This is a genomic window from Hyphomonas sp. L-53-1-40, assembly GCF_000682775.1.
GTDB lineage: Bacteria > Pseudomonadota > Alphaproteobacteria > Caulobacterales > Hyphomonadaceae > Hyphomonas.
This window is the reverse complement of the sequence record NZ_AWFI01000001.1, coordinates 219,987-242,911: the sequence shown is the minus strand read 5'-3', so window position 1 is coordinate 242,911 and position 22,925 is coordinate 219,987. Positions and strand designations below refer to the sequence as shown.

At 61.0% G+C, this 22,925-nt stretch carries 24 protein-coding genes, 1 other RNA gene and 1 pseudogene; 15 read left to right on the top strand and 11 right to left on the bottom strand.

The features are described 5' to 3' along the window. Positions 1-3 precede the first annotated feature (3 nt). A complete protein-coding gene (locus L53_RS01165) occupies positions 4-792 on the bottom strand; it encodes a metallophosphoesterase (protein WP_051607426.1) in 789 nt (262 codons plus the stop codon). Beyond that, positions 792-1,667 (bottom strand): diacylglycerol kinase family protein, encoded by an 876-nt coding sequence (locus L53_RS01160; RefSeq protein ID WP_034810786.1) that lies wholly within the window; start codon positions 1,665-1,667, stop codon positions 792-794. Before L53_RS01160 ends, L53_RS01165 begins: the two co-directional genes overlap by 1 nt. Before the next feature lie 95 nt (positions 1,668-1,762). Here L53_RS01160 and dapB point away from each other — a divergent pair, with 95 nt between their 5' ends. The 3 genes from dapB (at position 1,763) to L53_RS01145 (ending at position 3,399) form a co-directional block, all read left to right on the top strand. Beyond that, on the top strand, positions 1,763-2,578 hold the full coding sequence (gene dapB, locus L53_RS01155; RefSeq protein WP_034811810.1) for a 4-hydroxy-tetrahydrodipicolinate reductase: 816 nt from the start codon (positions 1,763-1,765) through the stop codon (positions 2,576-2,578). A 108-nt stretch (positions 2,579-2,686) separates the two neighbouring features. After that, positions 2,687-3,091 carry a PTS sugar transporter subunit IIA gene (locus tag L53_RS01150; RefSeq protein ID WP_034810778.1) on the top strand — a complete coding sequence of 135 codons (405 nt, stop codon included), beginning with the start codon at positions 2,687-2,689 and terminating at the stop codon, positions 3,089-3,091. Then, positions 3,091-3,399: an HPr family phosphocarrier protein gene (locus tag L53_RS01145; RefSeq protein WP_034810777.1), complete on the top strand. Its 309-nt coding sequence runs from the start codon at positions 3,091-3,093 to the stop codon at positions 3,397-3,399. Before L53_RS01150 ends, L53_RS01145 begins: the two co-directional genes overlap by 1 nt. An 82-nt stretch (positions 3,400-3,481) precedes the next feature. Here L53_RS01145 and L53_RS01140 read toward each other — a convergent pair whose 3' ends face one another. Continuing rightward, entirely contained in the window at positions 3,482-4,447 is a 966-nt protein-coding gene (locus L53_RS01140) for an amidohydrolase family protein (protein WP_034810776.1), read from the bottom strand. Positions 4,448-5,182: 735 nt separating this feature from the next. Between L53_RS01140 and ssrA the strand changes: the two genes are divergently transcribed. The 3 genes and pseudogenes from ssrA (at position 5,183) to L53_RS17200 (ending at position 7,209) form a co-directional block, all read left to right on the top strand. After that, positions 5,183-5,541, top strand: a transfer-messenger RNA (tmRNA) gene (gene ssrA, locus L53_RS16680). Positions 5,542-5,639: 98 nt separating this feature from the next. After that, a pseudogene (locus L53_RS17490) lies at positions 5,640-6,176 on the top strand (amidase family protein); the annotation flags it as partial. Between the two features lie 52 nt (positions 6,177-6,228). Further along, positions 6,229-7,209, top strand: a complete 981-nt coding sequence (locus tag L53_RS17200; protein WP_255341986.1) for an amidase family protein — start codon at positions 6,229-6,231, stop codon at positions 7,207-7,209. Here L53_RS17200 and L53_RS01120 read toward each other — a convergent pair. The 5 genes from L53_RS01120 to L53_RS01100 form a co-directional block, all read right to left on the bottom strand. Beyond that, a complete protein-coding gene (locus tag L53_RS01120) occupies positions 7,206-8,426 on the bottom strand; it encodes an FAD-dependent oxidoreductase (protein WP_084332952.1) in 1,221 nt (406 codons plus the stop codon). The genes L53_RS17200 and L53_RS01120 overlap by 4 nt on opposite strands. Before the next feature lie 56 nt (positions 8,427-8,482). Continuing rightward, entirely contained in the window at positions 8,483-9,154 is a 672-nt protein-coding gene (locus L53_RS01115) for a glutathione S-transferase family protein (protein WP_034810770.1), read from the bottom strand. A 104-nt stretch (positions 9,155-9,258) separates the two neighbouring features. After that, positions 9,259-10,464: a Gfo/Idh/MocA family protein gene (locus tag L53_RS01110; protein WP_034810769.1), complete on the bottom strand. Its 1,206-nt coding sequence runs from the start codon at positions 10,462-10,464 to the stop codon at positions 9,259-9,261. A 106-nt stretch (positions 10,465-10,570) separates the two neighbouring features. After that, the gene (locus L53_RS01105; protein WP_051607425.1) at positions 10,571-11,440 is read right to left on the bottom strand and encodes an SDR family oxidoreductase; all 870 of its coding nucleotides are present in this window, start codon (positions 11,438-11,440) and stop codon (positions 10,571-10,573) included. Positions 11,441-11,467: 27 nt separating this feature from the next. Then, positions 11,468-12,712, bottom strand: coding sequence for an aminotransferase class V-fold PLP-dependent enzyme (locus L53_RS01100; protein ID WP_233347461.1), 1,245 nt, complete (start codon positions 12,710-12,712; stop codon positions 11,468-11,470). Positions 12,713-12,829: 117 nt separating this feature from the next. Between L53_RS01100 and L53_RS01095 the strand changes: the two genes are divergently transcribed. The 5 genes from L53_RS01095 to L53_RS01075 all read left to right on the top strand — a co-directional run bounded on the left by L53_RS01095 (position 12,830) and on the right by L53_RS01075 (position 15,455). Further along, the gene (locus L53_RS01095; protein ID WP_034810768.1) at positions 12,830-13,021 is read left to right on the top strand and encodes a hypothetical protein; all 192 of its coding nucleotides are present in this window, start codon (positions 12,830-12,832) and stop codon (positions 13,019-13,021) included. A 185-nt stretch (positions 13,022-13,206) separates the two neighbouring features. Continuing rightward, positions 13,207-13,680, top strand: a complete 474-nt coding sequence (locus L53_RS01090) for an SspB family protein (RefSeq protein WP_034810766.1) — start codon at positions 13,207-13,209, stop codon at positions 13,678-13,680. Between the two features lie 15 nt (positions 13,681-13,695). Further along, positions 13,696-14,151 carry a PaaI family thioesterase gene (locus L53_RS01085; protein WP_034810763.1) on the top strand — a complete coding sequence of 152 codons (456 nt, stop codon included), beginning with the start codon at positions 13,696-13,698 and terminating at the stop codon, positions 14,149-14,151. Next, entirely contained in the window at positions 14,151-14,591 is a 441-nt protein-coding gene (locus tag L53_RS01080; RefSeq protein ID WP_034810758.1) for a PaaI family thioesterase, read from the top strand. Before L53_RS01085 ends, L53_RS01080 begins: the two co-directional genes overlap by 1 nt. Before the next feature lie 96 nt (positions 14,592-14,687). Next, complete coding sequence (locus L53_RS01075) at positions 14,688-15,455, top strand: siderophore-interacting protein (RefSeq protein ID WP_034811801.1); 768 nt, start codon at positions 14,688-14,690, stop codon at positions 15,453-15,455. On the opposite strand, the gene L53_RS01070 is transcribed toward L53_RS01075, so the two are convergent. Continuing rightward, positions 15,452-16,834, bottom strand: a complete 1,383-nt coding sequence (locus tag L53_RS01070) for a cytochrome P450 (protein WP_034811799.1) — start codon at positions 16,832-16,834, stop codon at positions 15,452-15,454. The genes L53_RS01075 and L53_RS01070 overlap by 4 nt on opposite strands. A 233-nt stretch (positions 16,835-17,067) precedes the next feature. On the opposite strand from L53_RS01070, the gene L53_RS01065 reads away from it, so the two are divergent. Continuing rightward, positions 17,068-18,297, top strand: a complete 1,230-nt coding sequence (locus L53_RS01065) for a cytochrome P450 (protein ID WP_034810756.1) — start codon at positions 17,068-17,070, stop codon at positions 18,295-18,297. Positions 18,298-18,326: 29 nt separating this feature from the next. Here the strand turns inward: L53_RS01065 and L53_RS01060 are convergent, their stop codons facing one another. Next, positions 18,327-18,644 carry a hypothetical protein gene (locus tag L53_RS01060; protein WP_156947773.1) on the bottom strand — a complete coding sequence of 106 codons (318 nt, stop codon included), beginning with the start codon at positions 18,642-18,644 and terminating at the stop codon, positions 18,327-18,329. A gap of 235 nt (positions 18,645-18,879) precedes the next feature. Between L53_RS01060 and L53_RS01055 the strand changes: the two genes are divergently transcribed. Further along, a complete protein-coding gene (locus L53_RS01055) occupies positions 18,880-20,835 on the top strand; it encodes a DEAD/DEAH box helicase (RefSeq protein ID WP_084332948.1) in 1,956 nt (651 codons plus the stop codon). Between the two features lie 78 nt (positions 20,836-20,913). Next, a complete protein-coding gene (locus L53_RS01050; RefSeq protein WP_034810750.1) occupies positions 20,914-21,678 on the top strand; it encodes an enoyl-CoA hydratase in 765 nt (254 codons plus the stop codon). 6 nt (positions 21,679-21,684) lie between these two features. On the opposite strand, the gene L53_RS01045 is transcribed toward L53_RS01050, so the two are convergent. Then, entirely contained in the window at positions 21,685-22,029 is a 345-nt protein-coding gene (locus tag L53_RS01045) for a DUF1428 domain-containing protein (protein ID WP_034810748.1), read from the bottom strand. 113 nt (positions 22,030-22,142) lie between these two features. On the opposite strand from L53_RS01045, the gene L53_RS01040 reads away from it, so the two are divergent. Continuing rightward, positions 22,143-22,829, top strand: a complete 687-nt coding sequence (locus L53_RS01040; protein ID WP_051607423.1) for a helix-turn-helix domain-containing protein — start codon at positions 22,143-22,145, stop codon at positions 22,827-22,829. The last annotated feature ends 96 nt before the right edge of the window (positions 22,830-22,925 follow it).

The following is a 22,925-nucleotide window of genomic DNA, read 5'->3' as shown; positions in this document are numbered from 1 at the left end:
CGGCTAGGCGCAGGACTCCAGATTGGGATCAAACGCGCCCATGCGTGAGATTTTCGGCCCGTCTTCATGAATATCGCAGCGATCGATCCGCAACTCCCCCTCTTCCAGACGGATCAGGTTGAACGAAGGCGGCTCGGCCCGCAGGCGCACCGACAACGTCCCGGACGAGACGGCGAGATAGCAACCATTGGCGCGCTGGCGCACGACAACCGAGGGCGTGTGGACATGCCCGGTCAGCACCATCTGCACATGGCTCGCCGCCACCATATCGCTGGCGCGTCGGCCTCTCCGGGTCCGTGTCCGGAGCGGCGCGCCCGGCAGGGAATGAAACGGATGATGGCACGCAATCAGTTTGACCTCTGCCCGTGACTTGCCCGCGCGAACAATCGCCTCATCCAGATCGTCCAGATTGACAGACCCCTCGGCCCAGTTTCTCCGCGCCTGCCAGCCGCGCGCCGTGTTGAGGCCGACAGCGATCGCGCCGCCCGCCTCGACGACCTCAAATTGCTGATTGAAGCGCCGCTTGAAGCGTTTGAAGGGTTCCGCCGCCCGCGCCGCAACATTGAACATGGGTGTGTCATGATTGCCGGGCACAACAAGTTTCGGAATGTCGAACCCGTCCAGCCACTCGGCCGCAGCATCGAACTCACGTGTGCGTCCCCGCTGGGTCAAATCTCCGCATACGACTAACATGTCAGGTTCGGTGAACTTGATACAGGCTTCGGCGGCTTCAATCGCATTTTCGTCTTCGGCGCCGAAATGAATATCTGAAATCTGTGCAATAACCGTCATCAGGACATGTCTGGAACGAAGATTTTCACCGCAGAATCGATGCGCTGGAACCTGAGCGGCGTGTCCATCTCTTTAAGCTCGCCATCAAGCGTGACATTGATGCGCCCCTTCTCGGTCTGGTGCACCTCGATCTCGTCGGCAAGTTTCAGCGCAACATCCTCAGCATTGCGCCAGCCATCGAACATCATCTCCAGGCCAAGCTTGGCGAGGTCCAGCAATCCCTGAGGGTCAATACTCGCGATCTCCAGCTTGCCGGGCGTGTCCGGATTGATGTTCACTGTCAGCGTTGTGGCGGTCTCGGCAGCCTTGCCGGGGACGTTCCAGGCAATGTTGGATTTCAGGGCGAGAGCGGAAGAGTCGTGCACGATCTCCGCGGCCTCAAGAATTTTCCCCTCGCGCAAGGCTTCGCGCGAATTGGTAAAGCGGGTCATGTCACCCAGCATGGCCGCCACGAAGAAGCGGGGTCCGCCGACAATCTCGCCACATGGCATCGGGCGTACCTTGCCACCCTGCAGCGCACGATCGATCAGCGCATCCCACTCATGGTCGCCGCCCAGGGCGCGAGTCGGCAACATATTCATCGTCCCGCCTGGCAATGGCAAGACCGCCGGGCCGAGCAGACCGGCATGCGACAATGCGCAGGCAATCGTTCCATCCCCGCCCCAGACAATCAGCGTGTCCGGCTCCTCAGCCAGCGCCGCTTCCACAAGCAGCGCAAGGTCATCCTCCCCGACCGTATGGATCGAGGCGGCGTCCGGCAGGCCGGAGAGTTTTTCACGCATGAGATCAGCGGCTCCCTCAGGCGTGCTGCCCGAGAGCGGATTGATCACACAGGACACACGGCCAAGCCGCGAAAGCACATCTGTTGGGGTCATGTGCGTAGAACGCGCCAGATGACAAATTTGTTCCCGGCGTTCAGCAAGCTCTCGCCCTGCGGGAAAACCTCGCTATAACGGCGCGCATGACAGAAATGACACCTTCCGATTCGCTCCGCGTCGCCATAGCCGGCGTCGCGGGTCGCATGGGCCGCCAGCTGGTCGGCGCCGCGCTTGATGCTGGCCTTACCGTGGTGGGCGGCAGCGAGGCTCCCGCTTCCGAACATCTCGGCGAGGATATTGGCGAACTGGCAGGCCGTCGCCTGCTGGATCTGAAACCGGCGACCGATCCGGTCGCGGCTGCGGCGAAGGCGGATGTCTGGATCGACTTCACCCGCCCTGCCGCCACGCTGGCTGCGCTAGACTCCCTGAAACACACAAGCGTGCGCGCCGCCATCATCGGCACGACCGGCTTCACTGATGAAGAAGAGGCCGAGATTGCGCAGGCCGCGCAGTCCCTTGCCATCGTCAAGGCGGGCAATTTCTCGGTGGGCATCAATCTGCTGCAGGCCCTCACCCGCATGGCGGCCGAACGGCTCGGTCCGGATTGGGATATCGAAATCCTCGAAACGCATCATCGCCGCAAGGTCGACGCCCCCTCGGGCACCGCGCTCATGGTGGGCGAGGCCGCCGCTGCAGGCCGCGGAAAGCCGCTGTCAGACCTGCGGGCTGGCCCCTATGATGGCCCAGACGCCAAACGCCGCGCGGGCAGCATCGGCTTTGCCGTACGCCGGTCTGGCGGGGTGATCGGCGAGCATGAAGTCAGCTTCGGCTCGGACATGGAAATCCTCTCGCTCAGCCATACTGCCATTGACCGCGCGGTCTTCGCGCATGGCGCCCTGGGCGCGGCCGCGTGGGCGATGCGCCAGGATCCGGGCCTCTACGACATGAATGACGTGCTGGGGCTTTGAAGCAACGCCCGCAGGTCACCATTCTCCCAACAGCTGAATCAGGGTTGACGCTCGTGTTCGCAGTGGCAGCATGACAAGTTCGTAAAGTTTGAGCACTGGGACCGGCATATGATCGGAATTGTGGTTGTCAGCCACGGAAAGCTTGCCCGCGAACTCGTCGCCGCCACGGAGCACGTGGTGGGGGAGCAGGATCGATTCCGCTCGATCTCGATCGAAGTGGAAGACGACATCGAGGCGCGCCGCGATCAGATCCGCGAAACGGCCAAGTCCTGCGATGCTGGCAAGGGCGTCATCATCCTGACAGACATGTTTGGCGGCACGCCCTCAAACCTCGCCATGTCGGTAATGAATGCCGGCAATGTCGAAGTCCTGTCCGGCGTCAACCTGCCCATGCTGATCAAGCTGGCCGAAGTGCGCGGCGAGATGACCCTCAAGGACGCCGCCAAAGTCGCCGCAGAAGCTGGCCGCAAGTATATCAACATCGCCTCCGAACTCCTCGCGAAGTCGAACTGATGCCTGACACGGAAACCCTCACCGCCAGCCAGCGCGCCATGATCGTCAACCGCAAGGGCTTGCACGCGCGCGCCTCTGCCCGCCTGTCCCGCCTTGCCGGTGAGTTTCAATCCCGCATCATCGTCTCGCATGAGGGCGAAACCGCCGATGCGCGCTCCATCATGGATCTCATGATGCTGGTCGCCCACAAGGGCTGCGAAGTCGACATCAACGCCGAAGGCCCCGATGCGGCCGAGGCCGTCACCGCCATCGCCAGCCTCATCGCCGACGGCTTCGGCGAACAGGGCGAAGCCGATACGATCTGCTGAAAATCAGGGCCCAATCGGAAACCACAAGCCGGTCATGGGCCTCGACACGGAAGGGAGGCGGACCCGGACCCGTATTGTGCGTCTATTTCAACTGAAAGAAGCGCTCAGCGTTCTTGTAGAGGATCGCTTCGCGTTGATCTTCGCTCAGCCATTCGATGGATTCCAGGCGGCCCAGGACCAATGCGGTTGGAATATTGTCCGTCCCCATCATGATCCGGTCTTCGAAACCGGCCTCAATCAGAATTCGCAAGCTTTCATCGTACAGTTCAATAGGCAGCGGACCATTTGTGATCGAAAGATCGACATTGACCTGCGGATAATCGCGTAACAGCGCCAAGGTCTCGTCCCAGTGCGGCTCATAGCTCCCTGCGCGTCCGGCTCCGACATGCTGTATCCAGACTCTCAGATTGGGATGACGCTCCAGCACCCGGCGCAACAATGCCGGATTGCCCATTTCAGGATCATAGTCCGGGCAACAATCGGAATCACTGCGCATGGAGTTTATCGCTTTTGGTGGCGGGCCGCGCTGAGTGTGGACGCCGACGGGTAGATCGTATTCCTCCGCCAATGCGAAATATGGATCATATCTCGGATTACCGACCGAAACACCGTAATAATTCGGAATGACCTCGTGGATGGCCTCGATTTTTCCGTGCTCGACCATTGTCCGCAGCCATTCGATATCGACCCACCCCTCATCCGCCGGGAAGCAGTTGTACCGGGGCTCCGCAAGATTTCGAGGACACCCCAGCATGACGCCAACCAGAAATGCATCCGGTGCCACATTCTTCCAGGTTTCGACATCGTCATAGTCCGTGATGGAAATTACCGCCAACCGCACACCATTCTGCGACATCTCACTCAACATTTGCGAGCGGTAAGCATCATCATCCCCTGTCGGCCAGGTGCCATGGCGATGCACGTCAATGATCTTCGCGACAGGTTCCGGCCGCTCTTCCGTGCCGTCACCATACGCTGGCGACAAGAGGGTACAGCTCGTGAGCGTTGTCAGTGCTGCGGCCAGTATCAGAATGTTGTGTGAGCGCATTCACTGTCCCCGTGAAGTCTGGAGTTCACTTGTCGAAGATATCCAAGGCCTTGTCAAAACGACCGCGGGTCGATGCCGGGCTCGGCGCTGATGCTATCATAAGGCGGACGATCTGAATTCGCCTTTGCCAGACTCATCGCCGACGGCTTCGGCGAACAGGGCGACGCCGACACGATCTGCTGAGCTTCATTTGCTCACACTCAAACCGCAGGCAGATACAAGCACCCTTGCCGGTCCGCGTTGATGATACTTTCGTATGCCGTCTTCCATATAGGGAACACGATATTGGTACGAGACAATTCCGACTGCGCTGCGCTGTTGTTGAGCTTTACGAAAATTTGGGGGATCTGCCGCTGTAATTTCGTGAAAAGTGCAGCAATCGGGATTCGCCTGAGTCAGCTCAAGATAGGTTTCGTACCCGGAATCTTTTCCCTCAAGCGATGGGGGCACACCACTCCCAGCTGCTATGCTACGGGCCTGACGGGTCATGATCCGTTCGACAAGTTCATCGTCGGTCAGGTTTCGGGTTTCAGCGGCGCAATATCTTGAATCGACAGCGTCGAAATTACACGTCACGAAGGCGTATGATACAGCCAGCAGGAGCATAAATGCGGGCAGAAATCTCCTGATAACCGACATGTGGAACCTGCATACGTTCGACGGGACGCGCCCTTATAGATAGAAATCCGCCCTCCATAAAGAAGAAAATCAGGGACAGCCTGCCTGGGCACCTCCCCCCTTTCAAAACCCCCAAATCATCCCTATATTGGTCATGTCTTCGGACTATGGCGATAAACGCGCGTGCAATAAGCGGTTCGGACCCGGGGGCGGTACCCGGCGGCTCCACCAAAAGCAGGTTCAGGCTTTCACCGGCCTGTTTCTGACGGGGCCGAAATAGGATCGACGGACGTGTAAAGACGATGCCTTTGCCGGATTGGGCCCCCTCAGAAGCCCATATCACATAGTTGCAAATGACAACTTTGCTGAAGGTGAACTCCTGGCTGCGTAAGCGGTCCGGTATTTACCGACTTAACTCCTAGGGTTTCAGACCCCTAGGCGGGGCCCGGAGGCGCCTGGCAACAGAAGCCTCCACCTTATCCTTTTCCTCGCAAATTCGTGGCCGCCGCGCGCTGGCCAGTCTGGAACTTTGTCGCTAGCGTTCGGATCGAACACGCTGAGGGAGCTGGCCACCATGAAACATTATCTCGTCGCCGCCTTATCGGCCCTCGCCCTGACCGCCTGTTCCCCGCAGACTGGAGACACGTCGATGCCGGATACCAAAGCGCCGATCAGCTATGCCGCCGAAGGCTGGACCGCAAAATCCCTGCCGGAACTCGCCGAAGCCCTGAAGGCTGGTGATGTCTCCGCCGAAGCGCTGACCCGGGCCTATCTGGACCGGATCGAGTTGGTCGACCGCTCCGGCCCCACGCTGCAAGCGGTCCTCACCCTGAACCCGGATGCGCTAGAGGCCGCCCGCGCGCTAGACGCAAAGCGGGACGCCGGCGAGCCACTCGGCGCGCTCCACGGCCTGCCGATCCTGCTCAAGGACAATATCGAAACAGCAGACAACATGCCCACCACGGCTGGCGCTCTCGCCCTGAAGGACAATGTCACGGACCGCGACTCCCCGCTCGTCGCGGGCCTGCGCGCCGAGGGCGCGATCATCCTCGGCAAGACCAATCTCAGCCAATGGGCAAACTTCCGCTCCAATAGTTCGATGAGCGGCTGGTCCGCCCTCGGCGGACAGGTGCGCAATCCGCACATGCTGGACCGCAATCCCTGTGGCTCACGCCGCCGCCTCCCTCGCCGCGGGCACGGTCGGCACCGAAACCAATGGCTCGATCATCTGCCCATCCAACGTGAATGGCGTCGTCGGCTTCAAGCCAACCGTCGGCCTTGTCTCGCAGGACTTCATCATTCCCATCTCCTCCTCACAGGACACAGCCGGTCCGATGACGAAGACGGTCAGGGGCGCGGCCATGATGCTCAACGCCATGGCGACCGGCGCAGCGAAGACAGACTATGCCGCCACCCTTGATGCCGCCGCATTGCAAGGCAAGCGCATCGGCGTCCTGCGCGGCGCCCAAGGCAGCAGCCCGCTCATCAAAGACAGCTTCGAACAGGCTCTTTCGGACATGGAAGCGGCAGGCGCAATTCTGGTTGATATCGACGACATCGACATGCCCGACGGCTTTTGGGGAAAGTCATTCGATGTGTTAAAATATGAGTTCAAGGCGACACTGAATGCCTATCTCGCGAGCACGCCGGACACGGTCACTACGCGTACGCTGGCCGACTTGATCGCTTTCAATGCAGAACATGCAGACATCGAACTCGCCTTGTTCAATCAGGATATTTTCGAACAGTCGGAAGGCATGGAAGGTCTTGAGTCCGAGAGCTATAAAGAGGCCGTTGCCTTCGTCCAGACCGCCACCCGCGAGAAAGGCATAGACCGTTTGTTGGCAGAGTATGATGTGGTCGCCCTCGTCGCTCCCTCAGGGCCCCTTGCCCCGCGCGCTGATCCGGTCAATGGCGATGTCTATGCGGCGGCCATCGCCGGTTATCCACACCTGACGGTTCCAATGGGCACTGTTCGGGGCATCCCCATTGGCCTGTCCTTCATGGGCGGCAAGGACCAGGACGCGGCGATCCTCTCGCTCGGCTATGCTTATGAGCAGCGGACGCAAGCCCGCGCTGAGCCGACATACATGCAGACAGCCGAAGACCTCCCCGACATTTCCAAAGCCATGCGCCGCCGCTAATTCCGGTCGAGTTGTGTATCCCAATGTTCGGGACGCACGCCCATACCGACCGCGCGCGCAGGCAGGCGCCGCAAGAGCGGCACCCATTTGAACAGGCGCAGAAATAACGGCATACGGATTTTCCGCTTGGCCGTGATTGCCGGAACCAGAACGAAATCATGCGCAAACACTTGCGCCGATTGCGTGACCTTGGTCGGCCATTCCCGGCGTTTCTGAACCGATGCGAGATCACCGTCTGTCAGCGCGCCTTCGCGCAAAGACCTGCCAAGAATGCGCGCCGCCGCAATCGCATCCTGCACCGCAAGGTTCACACCTACCCCCCCCACAGGCGACATGGCATGTGCAGCATCACCGATGAATAACAGGCCCGTCCGCCACCAGAGGTCCAGCCGGTTCACCTGAACCGTCAACAGCTTCAAGTCGTCCCATGAGGCCAGTGCGTCTACAGTTGACGCCAATTCGGGTGCCATCCGCTTAATCCGCTCGCGCAGTGCTGGCAGGCCCTGCGCACGAATCTCATCATCGGCCCCTTTGGGAAATGGCAAAGCGCATTGCCAATAGTCTCCGCGATTGATCATTACCATCATGCCATCGGCTGACACGCGCCCAAGCGATTCCGCCGCTTCACCAGATGAACGCGGCAAGCGAAACCAGAATACGTCTATCGGCGCGCCCAGATCTTTTACAAGTAACCCGCTCTGCGCACGCAGCGCCGATCCGCGCCCGTCTGCGCCAACGACCAGATCTGCCTTTATGCGCACCGGCCCATCCGGCGTGGAGACGTCCAGACCGGTCACGCGGCCTGCCTCCTCCGTATACCGCTCTGCCTTGGCCGACATCATCAGGTGGAACTCGTCCATCTCGCGACCGGCATTGGCCAGATGGTCCAGGAATTCCCATTGCGGCATCATGGCGATGAAGGGAGCCGCCACGGGCAAATGCCTGAAATCGGCCAGCGGCACCGTCTCGCCCTCGATCTCGACGGCCAGCCTGTCCGTCTTCTGGAAGGGACGCTTCAGATATCCTTCCAGCAGGCCCATCTCGTCAAACGCCTGCAAGGTCGAAGGGTGCACCGTATCGCCCCTGAAGTCGCGGAAGAAATCCTCATGCTTTTCCAGCACCATGACATCCACGCCCTGCCGCGCCAGCAGATAGCCGAGCATCATTCCCGCCGGTCCGCCCCCGGCAATACAGCATGTCGTGGAAAGCTCCCGCATCCGCGCCTCCGTCGTGGGAGCATTACACACGCCCTCATTGGAACCGCAAGGTCAAATCAGAGCAGGATCGTGCCCTTGCCATCCTTTTCCAGCGCGCGCTGGTAGGACGGGTAAGCGCGCATCTGTTGCAGGAATCTGTGCGCATTCGGATAGTTCCCGGCATCCATGCCGGCCCGGTGCGCCGCCAACTCCATCGAGTATCCCATCACGATATCTGCCGCTGTCAGATTGTCACCGGCAAACCATGTACTCTTGCCAAGTGATTTTTCGATCTCGGTCATCAACGCCTTCAGGCGCGGACCGAAGAACGCCTTGTCCAATCCGCCGACCAGCATCTTCGCTGCGGGCTTCAGGAAGAATGGCGCACGCGCTGTCATTGCCATCATGACGAATTTGTTGGTCAGCAAAGGCTGCAGGCTTCCCTGCGAGACATGAAACCAGAAAAGGTAATCGGCCCGGTTCGGTGTGCCCGGCGCGGGGCGCAGGCGGCCATCATCATGCGTATCCAGGATATAGTCCATGATCGCATTCGTCTCCGACAGCGTAATGTCGCCATCGGTAATGCAGGGCGCCGTTCCCAGCGGCGAGACCGCTTTGTACTCAGCCGGGGCCAGCCGCGTGTTCGGATCACGGTCATAGAGCTTGACCTCGTACGGCACGCCCAATTCCTCCAACAGCCAGAGGATACGGATGGATTGCGACTTTTCGAGATGGTGCAGCGTAATCATGGTTTGGCCCCTCAGCCCAATATTGGCGACAGAAGGACTGTAGGGCGCGACGGCCCCACGTCCAGCCACGATCCCGCGAGGGAAGCACGAATTTCCTGTAACAATCAGAGCGTGATTTCACGCCCTTCAGCGGCAGAGCGATAGATCGCCTCGATCAGGGCCATGTCGCGAAGGCCCATTTCGCCCGGTGTGAGGATCCCTGCATCATCCCGGATCGCATCCGCCATATGGTCACACATGCGGGCAAACTGCACACCGGGATCGCCGGGCACGAGGTCTTCGCTGACACCATCGCGCACCAGCGACATCTTATGCCCACCATAGCCGGTTGCAGGCTCCATCATCAGCACACCGCTCTCCCCTTCGACCCGCGCAAGGTTGCGGCCGGGCGTCGTGTCATAGGACGTGACCATATTGGCCACGGCTCCGGACGGGAAACGCATCTCTGTTGTCACTGTAGAGAAGATTTCTGCAAAACGCGGATCATTCGCCGGTTGCTCTGTTACGGCCTTTACAGAGACCGGCATTTCGCCGGAGAGGTACAGCGCCGACTGCAAGCCGTAGATACCGTAGTCTTCCAGCGGACCACCCCCCGCAAGCGCCCGGACAACCCGCCAGTTTTCCGCCACGCTGGTCGGACCCATCCGATAGGTCTGAGCCGTCTCGATCGTCTTGATCTTGCCAACCGCACCCTCACGCATCAGTTCCATGGCGCGCAGGTTGAACGGCTCGAAATGGCAGCGATACGCAATCATCAGCTTCTTGCCTGACGCTTCCGAGGCCGCGATCATCTGCTCACACTCGGCCACGGACAGGGCCATCGGCTTTTCGCACAGTACATGCTTGCCTGCCGCAAAACTCTTTTCGGTCCACTCCAGATGCAGCCCTGTCGGGAGCACATTGTAAACTGCATCTACCCGGTCATCGTCTGCGATCCGGTCAAAGTCTTCATACGAATAAATAGCATCTTCCGGCAGGCCATAGGCGGCGGCCACGGTCTTCGCCTTCTCCGGATTACCGGACACAACCGCCGCAACATGGCAGCGTTCACCATTCGCCAGCGCAGGCAGGACCTTGCCAATGCCATAGCCGCCGAGCCCCATCACCGCGAAGCCGACACTGCCTGCATTGGGCGCGGATGGCGGAGTGTCAGGCAGTTCACCCCAATTGGGCCAGGGCATGCCAATCGCCTTGGCCGGGATCGCCGCGCTGCCTTCTGCGCTCGCGCAACTTGCCAGCCATGGCGCTGCTGCCAGCGTGGCGCTGCTCAGCACCATGAAACGCCTGCGTGAATGCGTGAATTTGGTCATGACAATCTCCCTGAAGGCCACAGTCTTCTGTTAGCGCTATCTCAAGAAAACCGCAGGCCGCCGAACCGGTCAAGGAAAAAGCCGAGCGGTCCGGATCACAATTGGATCACATCAGACCGGGCCCGGATTTCTTCATCAGCCGCTCGACCACCGCGCCGACATGATACTTCATCGCGTCCGGCCCCATCGGTGCCTGCCGGGCGAATTCGTCTTGTACTTCATCTGCGCGTTTTTCCGCCGCCAGCCAGGCCGATGGCTCCGGCACGATCAGGAATGTGCCGCGCGCAATCTCGTCCAACGTATGTCGCGCGACCTCGAGAGGCGGTTTGCCTTCGGCCATCACGGCGCGTGCCATGTCGCTGCGGCGTTCATCTGCCGACATACCCGTCGCCACGGGGCTCGTATCCGGCATGTGCGTTGCCGTCAGGCCTGGACAAAGCACGCTGACGCCAATCGACTCCGGCAATTCGGCGCGGAACACATCGCCCAGCGCCAGCACGCCATGCTTTGACGCCGTGTAAAACCCATTGCCCGGATGCTGCAGGCCCAGCGCATGCTCAGATGCTGTCAGGCAGAGGTGTCCGGCATGGTCCGCATCAATCATGCGCGCGGCGAACGCCTTGGCTGTCGCCCAGACGCCTTTGAGGTTGACGCCCATTGTTACGTCGAACTCCGCCTCGCTTGCCTTCATCAGGGGCCGCGCCACGCTGATTCCGGCATTGGCGAACACAAGGTCCACCCCGCCGAACCAATTCCAGGCCTCGCCAGCCATGGCCTCGACCCCCGCCACATCGGCAACATTGCACGCCAGGGCGCGGGCAGCTTCGCCCAGCTTGGCGGCATGCGCCTCGGCCGCATCCTTGTTGATGTCCACAATCACGACGCGGCCGCCATCGGCCACCATCGCTTCGGCAAGCGCTGCGCCAATGCCACTTGCACCGCCCGTGATGACCGCCGTTCTGCCCTCGGTTTTCATCTCGTCTCCTCCCCTGTTGTCTGGCGCCTAGCTATAGCGCGCTTCGACCTTTTCGCCGGCCTTGCCAGCCTGCACCGCCTTCACGCTGGCTTCGAGGTCTGCGAGATAGGCGTCGGCCACATCGGCATGTTTGGGGCTCAGCATCAGGTGCAGGCTCGGCGGCTCTTTCGTGACAGAGGTGAACCAGCCACGCCGGAAAATCTCACCGTAAACCGCGAAAGCATGGGCATCGGGATGGTAAAAAGCCATAAGGCCCAGCATCGGATTTCCGACAATCTCGAAGCCGAGCCGCTTCACGCCGTCTTCCATTCGCTCCCGCGTCGCACAGACCTGCCCCTGCAACCGCTTGTACCCTTCGACGCCCAGCGTGTTCATCACGCCCCAAGCCGCGGAGATCGCCCCGCCCGGCCGCGTGCCCGCCAGCGTCGGCGTCTTCATCGGCGCGCCGCTCCAGCCCGCCATGTCGAACGGCATGTGGGCGTAAAGCTCCTCACTCCGGAACAGCACGGTGGAGGCGCCCTTGGCGCAATAGCCATATTTGTGAAGGTCCGCGCTCATCGACTGAACCGCTGGCACTTCGAAATCAAAGGCTGGCACCGGCACACCATTCATCCGCGCGAATGGCGCGAAATATCCGCCCACACATGCATCTACATGCAGCCAGACGCCCGTCTTCGCGGCCACCTCGCCCAGTGCCGCAATCGGGTCGATAATGCCGTGCGGGAAGTTCGGCGCAGAACCGACCATCATGATGGTGGCTGCATCCACCGCGTCACCCATGGCAACCGGATCGGCCTCATAAGACCCATCCGTCTTCAGCGGCACGCGGCGGATTTCGATGTCCATCAAATGCGCCGCCTTGTCGAACGCCAGATGTGCCGATTGCGGCAGCACGACATTCTGGCCTTCGCGCGGCTTGCCCAGCGACCGGGCATAGTCGCGGGCGGTCTTCATCGCCATCGTGATCGAGTCGGTCCCGCCGGATGTCATCGCCCCGGTGGATCCGTCTGGCCCGTGGAGCAGGCCCAACCCCATGCCAATGACTTCCTTTTCCATCTGCGCCAGGCTTGGAAAGGCCAGCGGTCCCAGACCATTCTCCGCCATGTAAAGCCCATAGGCGTCATGCTGGACGGCTGAAATTTCCGGCCCGGCATTGAAGACATAAACCGCTGTGCGTCCGTCGCGCCATTGCGCATCGCCCCCACCGCGCGCAACCATTTCTGCGCGCACATCTTTCCAGTCGCGCCCTGTCTCCGGCATCTGCATGATCATTCGACCTGTCCTCCCCTGTTGCCAGTCTTCTGGTCTGTCACCAGCAGCCTAGAGAGATTGCCTTCCAACGCAACCGAACGCCGCCAAATGCGTTGATCCGGCACGAAGGAGACTCACATGACCCAGCAAGTTGATCCCAAAACCCGCAAGCCCGATCAAGAGACAGACAATCAGGATGAACCGACCAATCACAAGAAGGTCCGTCCGGCTGGCGCAGAAAACATGGAACACCCGCCCGAAGAGTGGGACGAAGTGGACGAGGAGCTCGACGAGTCGTTTCCGGCCAGCGACCCGCCTGCAAATTACTAACAGAAAATATCAAGGCGCCATGGCGGGAAAGATCGCCATGACCACAAGGGGTTAGTCACAGCGGCTAACAAGCGAGCAGCAATTTTTTGCTCGCCCCTTGTGCGAAGGCCGTTGCGGGCCTGTTTTCCGGACCTTACTGTAAGAGCCACAGGTTCAACCATACAAAACCGGGAACTCGCGCGCCTATGACGGACTATATCGGCTACGAAGCGCTCACCCAGGCTGCCATGCGCGGTGTCGTCCGCGAAGCCCTGCGCAAGGGCTACAACACAAATGGCCTGCCGGGTGATCATCACTTCTATCTCACCTTCCGCACCAAGGCGCCGGGGGTGAAGATTGCCGATTATCTTGTTGAGCGGTTCCCCGAAGAAATGACCATCGTTATCCAGCACCAGTATTGGGATCTCGAAGTCGAAGACAGCCATTTCGAGATTATCCTCAAATTCTCGGGCGTGCCACAGCACCTGCACATTCCATACGCCGCGATCACGCGCTTCGTTGACCCGTCTGTGAACTTCGGACTGACCTTCGAATCGCCGGACAAGGACGCGTCGGTCATTTCGCCAGCGGGTGAAGCCACTGCCGCTGATGCGCCGCCTATTGAGGCCGAGGAAGAGCCTGGCACGGTCGTCAATCTCGACGCGTTCCGCCGGAAATAGGTTGCAACCGACCTGATGGCAGATACTGAAAAACCCCGCGTCTCGGACGCCGACATGCTCGCGCGCTTCCAGAATTCAAAGAAGCGCCCTCCCTGCTCCGATACGCTCGGTATGCGCCTGGCTGAAGTCGAGCAGGACGCTCAGCGCATCCGCATGGATTTCGACGTCTCCCCCAGCTTTGCCAACCCGACCGGTGCGATTCAGGGCGGCTTCATCTCCGCCATGATGGATGAGGCGATGAGCACCTGCGTCATCATTGCTTCCAACATCACGATGACCGCGCCGACGCTCGAAATGAAGACCAGCTATCTGCGCCGCCTGATGCCGGGCAAGGCCAGCGTCGAAGCGCGCATCCTGAAACTCGGCAAATCGGCCGCCTTCATGGAAGCTGAATGCTTTGACGCGGACGGTCAGCTCGTGGCCAAGGCCACTGCCACCGCCATTCCGATGCTGTTCAAACGGCTCGGCTGATGACGTTTGACAAGCGTGCCTATTGGCAGAACCTGCTGACCAACACGACGCCGCCCGAAGCCACGGCCTTTTTGGGTTTTGAACTGATCGCTTTCGATCCCGACGCCGGCTGGGTCGATGCCGCCTTTACCCTGCCGGTGCAGGCCACCAACCCAGGCGGTGATGCGCAGGGCGGCTTCGTTTCGGCAATGCTGGACGAAGTGATGAGCCTTGCAGGATCTATCGTGCAGGATGGACCTGCCATGTCACCAACCCTGCAAATGACGACCAGCTATATTCGCCCGGTCCCGGTCGGCCAGCGATTGATTGGGCGCGGCGAGTGTGTGCGCCGCGGACGTGCCGGTATTTTCACACAGGGCTTCCTGCGCCGCGAAGATGGCACCCTGCTCGCGCAAGCCACGGCCAGCTGTATCCCGCGCGCCATGCCTGCAGGCACATAAGTGTTATGCCGGACCAATTGCCGGCCTGAAGGTTGATCCCGCAAGCATAATCGTTATCTGATAATGAGAATAATTCTCAATACAGGTATGCCACTCATGTCCACACCGAATTTCGCCGAAGCCATTGTCCTGCGCCGCGCGCAATTGACCCCGCACATGGTCCGCCTCACCTTCCAATCCGAGTTCGCGACTGACTTCTCGCCCGGCGCGCCGGGGGGCTATCTGAAAATCCTCGCCCCGGCACCCGGAGAAGTCGGCCCGCCACCATTGGACTTGCAGACCGCCAAGCGCGCCATGCGCACCTACACGCTGCGCCATGTCCGACCAGCTGAAAATGAGTTCGACGTGGATTTTGTCGTGCATGGCGATGAAGGCATTGCAGGCCCCTGGGCCAGGCTGGCCAAGAGCGGCGACCGCATTCTGGTCTCCCGCCCCGGCGCATTGAAATTTTCCACTGAGGGGGCGAATTGGCACCTCTTTGTTGCGGACCTTTCCTCCATCCCCGCCGCTGCGGTAGAGCTTGAAGCGCTCCCCTCGGATGCCATCGGTGACGCTTTCTTCGAAATCCCCAGCGACGAGGACCGGCAACCTATCCGCACACCAACGGGTATCCGCATGCACTGGATCATCAAAGCTGACCCACATGCTCCGAGCGACGCGCTGATCCATGCCGTGCAGAATACAGACTGGCACAGCGGTGAGCCCAGCGTGTTCGTTGCCGGTGAATTCGCCCTCGCAGGCGCGCTACGCACCTATTTCCGCAAACAGCAGCCGACCCGAAAGGACCTGACTTATATCAGCTCCTATTGGAAACTCGGCCTGATCGAACCGGAACACAAAGCCTTCAAGGCGCAGGTGGCCTAAGCCGACTCCATCGCTTTCACCTGAACCTGTGTCGGCCGCGAATTGCCCTTGCCGTAGAGATTCACTTTCAGCTTCGAGATCGCATGGACGAGCGCGTTCGGCCCGTATTTGATGTCGCCGGTGAATTCGATGTTCGGGAAACGCTGGAAGATCTGCTCATAGGCAACGCGCAGCTGCATCTGTGCCACGCGCGAACCGAGGCATTTGTGAATGCCGTGCCCAAAGGCGATATGCTTGTCGACATTGTCACGCATCATGTCGAACCTGTCCGGGTCCGGAAATACGTCCGGGTCGCGATTGCCTGCCCCATACCACATGACGACCTTCTCATCCTTGGCGATGATCTGGCCGTTGAGGTCTGTCTCTTCCAGCGCGGTGCGGCGCATATGCTTCACCGGCGAAACCATGCGCAAGGCCTCTTCCGACATGCGCGGAATGAGAGACGGGTCATCCAGCACCATTGCGCGCTGGTCCGGCCACTCGGTCATCAGCTTGATCGTACCCGACAGCGAGTTCCGCGTCGTGTCATTGCCGGCGAAGATAATCAGCAACCAGGAGCCGTCCAGGTATTCCTGCGGCAATTGCTCATCATCCAGCTTTGAATGCGCGATCACGGTCAACAGGTCATGGCGCGGATTGGCCCGGCGGTCGGCCATGACACTCGCACCATAGGCAAACATCTCCTCGACCACTTTCTTGAACCGCAGCGGAAACAGCGGTTCGCTGAGGAAGGTCCGGAACGGGTTGGTCATGAACTGGCTGGCCATTTCCAGATAGTGCATCCAGTAGACGATTTTCTGGCGGTCTTCCTCGTCCACGCCCAGCATTTCGCACAGCGTATAGAGCGGCAACTGGTTGGAGAAGAATTTGACAAAATCCAGTTCAGGTCCGTTCGCCTCCAGATCGTCAAGCAGCGACTCGACTTTCACGCTGACCTTCTCACGCAGCTCTTTGACATAAGCCGGAATGAAGAAGTCCTTCTGCTGGATCCGCATCTGCATGTGGCGCGGCTCGTCCATCGAAATCAGATTGTCCATCGCCGCGCGGATCAGGACTTCGGGCCGCCAATGCTCACGCGGTGGCACGGCCATATTGATACCGCCCCGCTCGGACGAAAAGATTGCCGGGTTCAACTCGACTGTCTTGATGTCTTCATATCTCGTAACCGACCAGAAACCGCTGCCGCCCCGGCCCATTTTCGACCACATGACCGGCGCCTCGCTGCGCATTCGCGCATACAGGTCATGAGGGTGGCCCCGCGTCCAGGAATTGGGATTCCAAAGCTCGAAGTCGGTTTCCAGCATGGGATATGCGCTGGCGTGTACCGGCATATCCGCGCCGGTATCTTCCAGGATGTGATCGCTGACGAGTTGAGTCATTACAAGCTCCGTAAGGCCGTCACTGAAGTTGGCGCAGTTGCGCGTCAAGGCAAGCGACAAGGGGTTACAGAATCATTTAGCCTGCGCTCTCCCTACGACATTCAAGGGGAAAATAGACATCCGAGCCTCTTGGCCCTCAACGCCTTCCCGCAGGGTCACCCACGATTTCAGCGCAAATCCATGCTAGGCTTCCTTCATATGATCCGGCGCAAAGACCGGACAGGGAGGAAAACATGGCCGATGATCCGGGCACACCGCGCGTGCCGCAATCCGTGCTGGAAGTGACCGCTTTCTCACCCGACGCACGCAACGACCCTCACCCGCCACTGGAGGCCCTGCGCCATAATTGCCCCGTACTGCGTGACGAGATGGCCAAGACCTGGTTTCTGACGCGCTATGCCGACATTCGCGAAACGGTGAATGATCGCAGCTTTGTCCGCCATCCCCTGAATGCCGAGGAAGGCTCCATCTCACGCCAGCTGGTCGAGGACGAGGACCAGCCCCGCCGCACCTCCATCCTCTTCCTTGACGATCCCGACCATGCCCGCGTGCGGCCCCCACTGGCCAAGGCGTTCTACACGCGCATCCAGAAGATGAAGCCCCAGATCGAGGCTATCATCGACGACACGATCAACGCCGCGCCCGCGTCCGGCACTTTCGACCTGATGTCAGAGATTGCCGTGCCGATTCCGGTCCTTGTCATCGCGCGCATCCTCGGCGTGGATGAAGACCGCCTTCCCGATTTCCGGCAATGGTCAGAGGACGTAATCCTCAGCCTGAACCCTGTGCGGACACCTGAAGAAACCGCCCGGATGGAACAAGGCAGTCACGCGCTGGATGCCTATTTTACCGAATTGATGGAAGCCCGCCGCAAAGTGCCGGGCGATGATCTCATCACCGATATGGTCCAGCTGCAGGCCAGCGGTGATGCTCCGCTGTCGGATGATGAAATTCGCATCAATCTGGGCGCGCTTCTGGTCGGCGGCAATCTCACCACGACCGACCTGATCGGAAATGGCGTCTGGTTGTTCCTGAGCCATCCCGAGCAACTCGCCGTACTGAAATCCAATCCTGCCCTTGCCGGACAGGCGGTGGAGGAAGTCCTGCGCTTCGAGGCCCCCGTCTCGGCCACATCCCGGATCGTTGAGGCCGACAGGACGGTTGCCGGCTGTCCGATGAAAGCGCGTCAGGTCGTCTTCTGCTCGCTGGCCTCGGCCAATCGCGACGAGACCATGTTCGAGAGCTCGGAACGCTTCGACATCACGCAGAAACGCGCCAGCCATGTTGCCTTCGGCGGTGGACCCCACATCTGCATCGGCGCGCCGCTCGCCCGCATGGAGGCCCGGCGCGTCTTCGAAAAGCTGTTCGCGCGCTATCCAGACCTGTCCCTGCCCCCGCAAGACTTGGTCTGGCGTGCCCTGCCCTTCTTCCGCGGCCTCGAACAGCTCGACGTGACGGGCTAGAGGGACAGTCTATCTGGTTCTGAAGACTATTAGACGGCGCCCAGAGCGTCCTGCATTTGTGCGTACAAGGTCTGCACAATGCTGCTCTCGGTCGAGGTCTCACTTGTTTCGGTGGACTCCGTCGTGAACAGCGACAGGAAAAGCGACTCTGAGTCTGCCGTCGATGAGTCCGCGTCACCCCCTGGAGGTGGCCCACCCGGAGGAGGACCGCCTGCGCCGCCGGGGCCTTTGGCGCCCTCCGCTGGCCCGGATGGGGTCGGCGCATCAGTCGCCTGCTGCGCCCCGCCCTGCGGCTGGCGTGCGAGGGCCGACGGGCTGAAAGGGATGACATTGGAAGAGATATTCATGGTCCGGGTGCCCATTTGAGACGGTCAATGGATACCCCTTACCGCAGGACCCTTAAAATGGCCTTTCCACCGCCTTGCAAATCGCTCGGGCGGAATGGCTTACGCAGGCCGCCATACGGTTAACCCCTCGCCTGCGCGCTGTTTATGGCGCAGACTGCAAAAACGTGCCATACGGGGCAAAATCTTCCCGCGCCGCGCACGAAAGCTGCGCCAGCGCCCCAGAAAGCCCTACCAAATGACCGATACCCCTTCTATCCCATCGGCGCTCGCCGAGGCCCTCGCACAGCGTGGCTACGAGACGCTCACCCCCGTCCAGTCCTCTGTCATTGAAGCAGAACTCGACGGCAAGGACCTCCTCGTCTCCGCCCAGACCGGCTCCGGCAAGACCGTCGCCTTCGGTCTCGCCATGGCCGGGGATCTGCTGGCCGGGGCAGAACGCTTCGACAAATCCGACACACCACTGGCCGTCATCGTCGCGCCAACCCGCGAACTCGCCCAACAGGTCGCCCGCGAACTGGAATGGCTCTACACCAAGTCCGGCGCCCGCATGGCCACCTGTGTCGGCGGCATGGACATGCGCGAGGAGCGCCGCACGCTCGCCCGTGGCGCGCACATCGTGGTCGGCACACCCGGCCGCCTGTCAGACCATATCCGTCGCGGCTCGCTGGATGCCTCGAACGTCCGCGTTGTCGTGCTGGACGAGGCCGACGAAATGCTCGACATGGGCTTCCGCGAGGAACTCGAACATATTCTCGAAGGGACGCCGGATACCCGCCGCACGCTGATGTTCTCAGCCACCGTGCCCAAGGGCATCGCCGCCCTTGCTGCGCGCTACCAGAAAGATGCCATGCGCATCACCACGGCCGCCGAACAGCAACAACATGTCGATATTGAATACCGCGCCCTGCTCGTCGCCCCCGGCGATGAAGAGAACGCCATCGTCAATATTGTCCGCCATTCCGACAGTGAGACCGCCATCGTGTTCTGCACGACGCGCGCCGCCGTCAACAAGCTGATCAGCCGCATGGGCAATCGCGGCTTCCCGGTTGTCGCCCTTTCGGGTGAACTGAGCCAGAAGGAACGCGGCAACGCGCTCCAGGCCCTGCGCGATGGCCGCGCCCGCGTCTGTATCGCCACTGACGTCGCCGCCCGCGGCCTGGACCTGCAGAACCTCGGCCTCGTTATCCATGCAGACCTGCCGCGCGATCCGGCCACCCTGCTCCACCGCTCAGGCCGCACCGGCCGGGCTGGCCGCAAGGGCGTCAGCGCCCTGCTGGTCGCCCCGCGTGCCCGCCGCCGCGTCGAGCGCCTGCTGCGTGATGCCAAGATCGAAGCCAGCTGGGGCAAACCGCCGTCTGCGGACGAAATCAACGCGCTCGATGATGCCCGCCTGATGGCCGACCCGATCTTTACCGAAGATTCCAGCGCCAATGAGGCCGAACTCGCCCGTACGCTGATCGACACATATGGCGCCGAACAGGTTGCCGCCGCCTTCGTGCGCCGTCACCGCGCGGGCCGCACCGCGCCAGAAGACCTGCGCGATGTCGATGATCGCCCCCCTGCCCGCGACCGTAAGGAACGTGGAGACCGGCGTGACCGCGACGACCGTCCGCCCCGCGAAAAGCGCGAGCGTCAGGACCGCAAGGGCTTTGACGACGCAACATGGATCGGCATCAATGTCGGTCGCAAGAAAAACGCCGAGCCGCGCTGGCTGTTGCCCATGCTGTGCAAGGCCGGGGGCCTTGGCCGTGACGATATCGGCGCGATCCGCATCAACCCGGCCGACACGCATGTCGAGCTGAAGCCCGACGCCGCCAAACGCCTGTTCGAAGTGATCGGCAATGACGGCATGCTGGAAAAGGGCCTGCGCGCCTTTGCGCTGGATGGCCCGCCGCCTGCCCAGCCGCCGCGCCAGGATTATGCCCCCTCCCGCGAACGCACGCCCGGCAAGCCGCCGCGCAAACCGCACCTGAACAAGAAGCCAAAGCCCGCCGCCGCGGCGCCGGAAAAGGCCTTCGACCCGCTGACGGATTACATCCAGGACGACCGCCCCGCCGGCAAGCCCCGCAAGGACAAGCCGCACGCGCATGGCAAGGGCAAACCCACCGGCGGCGACAAGACCTATAAGCGTCCCAAGCCGCAGGGTGGCAAGAAACCCTTCAAGAAGGGCCCGAAAAAGCCCCGGGACTGACACTCCCGCACGGTCAGAGATTGACGCTCCGCCCCGGACCCCGCACACCCCTGCAGGAAACCCGAAGCGGAGCGCCCCATGACTGACCACATCACCCAGAGCCTCGAAAATCGCGTCCTGACGCTCACCATCAACCGGCCCGAGCGCAAGAATGCGCTCACCCAGGCCATGTATGGCGCGCTGGCCGATGCCATCAACGCTGCCAATGATGACAAGGCCATCCGCGCCATCATCATCACCGGCGAAGGCGACATGTTCACCGCGGGCAACGACCTGACCGACTTTGCCTCCGATTCCGAGCGCTCCTCTGGCGAACCGCCGGTTACACGCTTCCTGAATGGTATCCGCGACGCCGAGACGCCGCTGATCGCTGCCGTCAACGGCCCCGCCGTGGGCGTTGGCCTGACCATGCTGCTGCACTGTGACATCGCCTATGCGGCCGAGAGCGCCAACTTCCGCGCGCCTTTCACCGCCCTAGGCCTCGTGCCGGAGGCCGGCTCCTCGCTGCTCCTGCCGCTGTCTGTGGGCAATTCCATGGCCAATGAGATCCTGCTGGCGGGTCGCATCCTGACAGCGCAGGAAGCGCTAGAGTGCGGCCTTGTCTCTCGCGTCGTGCCAGATGCGGGCCTGATGGCCGCTGCGCTCGCCTGTGCCGAGCAGGTGGCTGCCGCCGCGCCCACCGCCATTCGCCGCTCCAAGGCGCTGATCCGCATGAATCGCGACGCCGTGAAGGACCGTATGGAAGCCGAAGGCAAGGCCTTCGCCGAACAACTCAAATCCCCGGACTTCGCCGAGGCCGCCGCCGCCTTCATGCAAAAGCGCAAGCCGGTCTTCGACGACTAGGCAGGACTAGCCCTCAAGGACCATGTCGAAAGTGCCGAAGATCATGCGCTTGCCGTCAAACGGCATGTCGCCCATCTTCTGCATTTCCGGCATCATGTCTTCCCAGGCTTGATCCTGAGTGGCTTTGTCCGGCCAGATGATCCAGGAAACGACGACGGTCTCGTCAGACTTACATTTGACAGCCATGGGGAAAGACGTGACCTCGCCATCTGGAACCTCAACTCCCCAGTTCTCTGCAACGGCCAGTGCCCCATGCTTCCTGAACAGTGGCAGCATCTGTTTGGCATGCGCCAGATAGGCTTCCTTCTTTGCGGTGGGCACGGCCGCCACCATGATTTGTGCAAATGACATGTCACATCTCTCCTGTGTTCGACCAAACCCATGTCGCACAATTGGTTATTATTTACAACTACAATGTTATTAAAAATAACTACCTGTTGAAAGTCGAGGCAACTCACCATCTAATGGCCATCATGACTCCGCGCCCCCTCGAGAAGAACAAGCAATACAATGATGGCTGCGCCGCCGCGCACGCCATGGACCTGATCGGAGAACGCTGGGCCTTGCTGGTCGCGCGGGAACTCATGCTCGGCCCGAAACGGTTCTCCGACATCAAGCGCGACCTGCACGGGATCAGCGCCAATGTGCTGACCCAGCGGCTGGAAGAACTGGAGCGCCTCGGTATCGTCGTCCGCAGACAATTGCCGCGCCCCGCCGCGTTTCAGGTCTATGACCTGACAGAGTGGGGCCGGGAACTGGAACCCGTCTTCCAGACGCTTGGCCGCTGGGCGGTACGCTCCCCCTTCAAGGGGCCGGGGCCGATGAGCGTGAACTCCCTGATGATGTCCTTCGCGACCATGTTCAACCCGTCCCTGGCGAAAGGCGTCACGGCCCGTATTGCCCTGACGCTGGAGGGCGAGCCCTGTCATGTCATCATCGCCCGGCAGGCCATTAGTGCAGCGCGTGGCACGATCCCCGACCCGGATGTCGAGGTGACAGCCTCAACAGAGGATATTGCAGAGCTTGTCTACAATGGCGCCCGCCTGCCTGACTGGCTCAAACGGCCCGGAATCACGGTGTCAGGAAACCCTCAGATCCTGGCCCGTCTGCCTGATTTTCTCCCCATGCCGACGCCCGCAAACCTTGGCTGACGCCCCCCTTTCGGACGGATCGGGACGGAGCACGGCGAGCCGCATTTGCCAAGGCCTGTATCGCATTGATAAAAAAGAGTTTTCTGCCCCCCAAAT

Excerpts from the sequence above, each read along its gene's own strand:
- dapB (WP_034811810.1), top strand. The coding sequence starts at position 1,763 with ATGACACCTTCCGATTCGCTCCGCGTCGCCATAGCCGGCGTCGCGGGT.
- L53_RS01060 (WP_156947773.1), bottom strand. The coding sequence starts at position 18,644 with ATGAATATCTCTTCCAATGTCATCCCTTTCAGCCCGTCGGCCCTCGCA.
- L53_RS01105 (WP_051607425.1), bottom strand. The coding sequence starts at position 11,440 with ATGAAAACCGAGGGCAGAACGGCGGTCATCACGGGCGGTGCAAGTGGC.
- L53_RS01085 (WP_034810763.1), top strand. The coding sequence starts at position 13,696 with ATGGCAGATACTGAAAAACCCCGCGTCTCGGACGCCGACATGCTCGCG.
- L53_RS01145 (WP_034810777.1), top strand. The coding sequence starts at position 3,091 with ATGCCTGACACGGAAACCCTCACCGCCAGCCAGCGCGCCATGATCGTC.
- L53_RS01120 (WP_084332952.1), bottom strand. The coding sequence starts at position 8,426 with ATGCGGGAGCTTTCCACGACATGCTGTATTGCCGGGGGCGGACCGGCG.
- L53_RS01150 (WP_034810778.1), top strand. The coding sequence starts at position 2,687 with ATGATCGGAATTGTGGTTGTCAGCCACGGAAAGCTTGCCCGCGAACTC.
- L53_RS01075 (WP_034811801.1), top strand. The coding sequence starts at position 14,688 with ATGTCCACACCGAATTTCGCCGAAGCCATTGTCCTGCGCCGCGCGCAA.
- L53_RS01055 (WP_084332948.1), top strand. The coding sequence starts at position 18,880 with ATGACCGATACCCCTTCTATCCCATCGGCGCTCGCCGAGGCCCTCGCA.
- L53_RS01100 (WP_233347461.1), bottom strand. The coding sequence starts at position 12,712 with ATGATCATGCAGATGCCGGAGACAGGGCGCGACTGGAAAGATGTGCGC.
- L53_RS01110 (WP_034810769.1), bottom strand. The coding sequence starts at position 10,464 with ATGACCAAATTCACGCATTCACGCAGGCGTTTCATGGTGCTGAGCAGC.
- L53_RS01080 (WP_034810758.1), top strand. The coding sequence starts at position 14,151 with ATGACGTTTGACAAGCGTGCCTATTGGCAGAACCTGCTGACCAACACG.
- L53_RS01045 (WP_034810748.1), bottom strand. The coding sequence starts at position 22,029 with ATGTCATTTGCACAAATCATGGTGGCGGCCGTGCCCACCGCAAAGAAG.
- L53_RS01165 (WP_051607426.1), bottom strand. The coding sequence starts at position 792 with ATGACGGTTATTGCACAGATTTCAGATATTCATTTCGGCGCCGAAGAC.
- L53_RS01115 (WP_034810770.1), bottom strand. The coding sequence starts at position 9,154 with ATGATTACGCTGCACCATCTCGAAAAGTCGCAATCCATCCGTATCCTC.
- L53_RS01070 (WP_034811799.1), bottom strand. The coding sequence starts at position 16,834 with ATGACTCAACTCGTCAGCGATCACATCCTGGAAGATACCGGCGCGGAT.
- L53_RS01050 (WP_034810750.1), top strand. The coding sequence starts at position 20,914 with ATGACTGACCACATCACCCAGAGCCTCGAAAATCGCGTCCTGACGCTC.
- L53_RS01040 (WP_051607423.1), top strand. The coding sequence starts at position 22,143 with ATGGCCATCATGACTCCGCGCCCCCTCGAGAAGAACAAGCAATACAAT.
- L53_RS01090 (WP_034810766.1), top strand. The coding sequence starts at position 13,207 with ATGACGGACTATATCGGCTACGAAGCGCTCACCCAGGCTGCCATGCGC.
- L53_RS01140 (WP_034810776.1), bottom strand. The coding sequence starts at position 4,447 with ATGCGCTCACACAACATTCTGATACTGGCCGCAGCACTGACAACGCTC.
- L53_RS01095 (WP_034810768.1), top strand. The coding sequence starts at position 12,830 with ATGACCCAGCAAGTTGATCCCAAAACCCGCAAGCCCGATCAAGAGACA.
- L53_RS01160 (WP_034810786.1), bottom strand. The coding sequence starts at position 1,667 with ATGACCCCAACAGATGTGCTTTCGCGGCTTGGCCGTGTGTCCTGTGTG.
- L53_RS01065 (WP_034810756.1), top strand. The coding sequence starts at position 17,068 with ATGGCCGATGATCCGGGCACACCGCGCGTGCCGCAATCCGTGCTGGAA.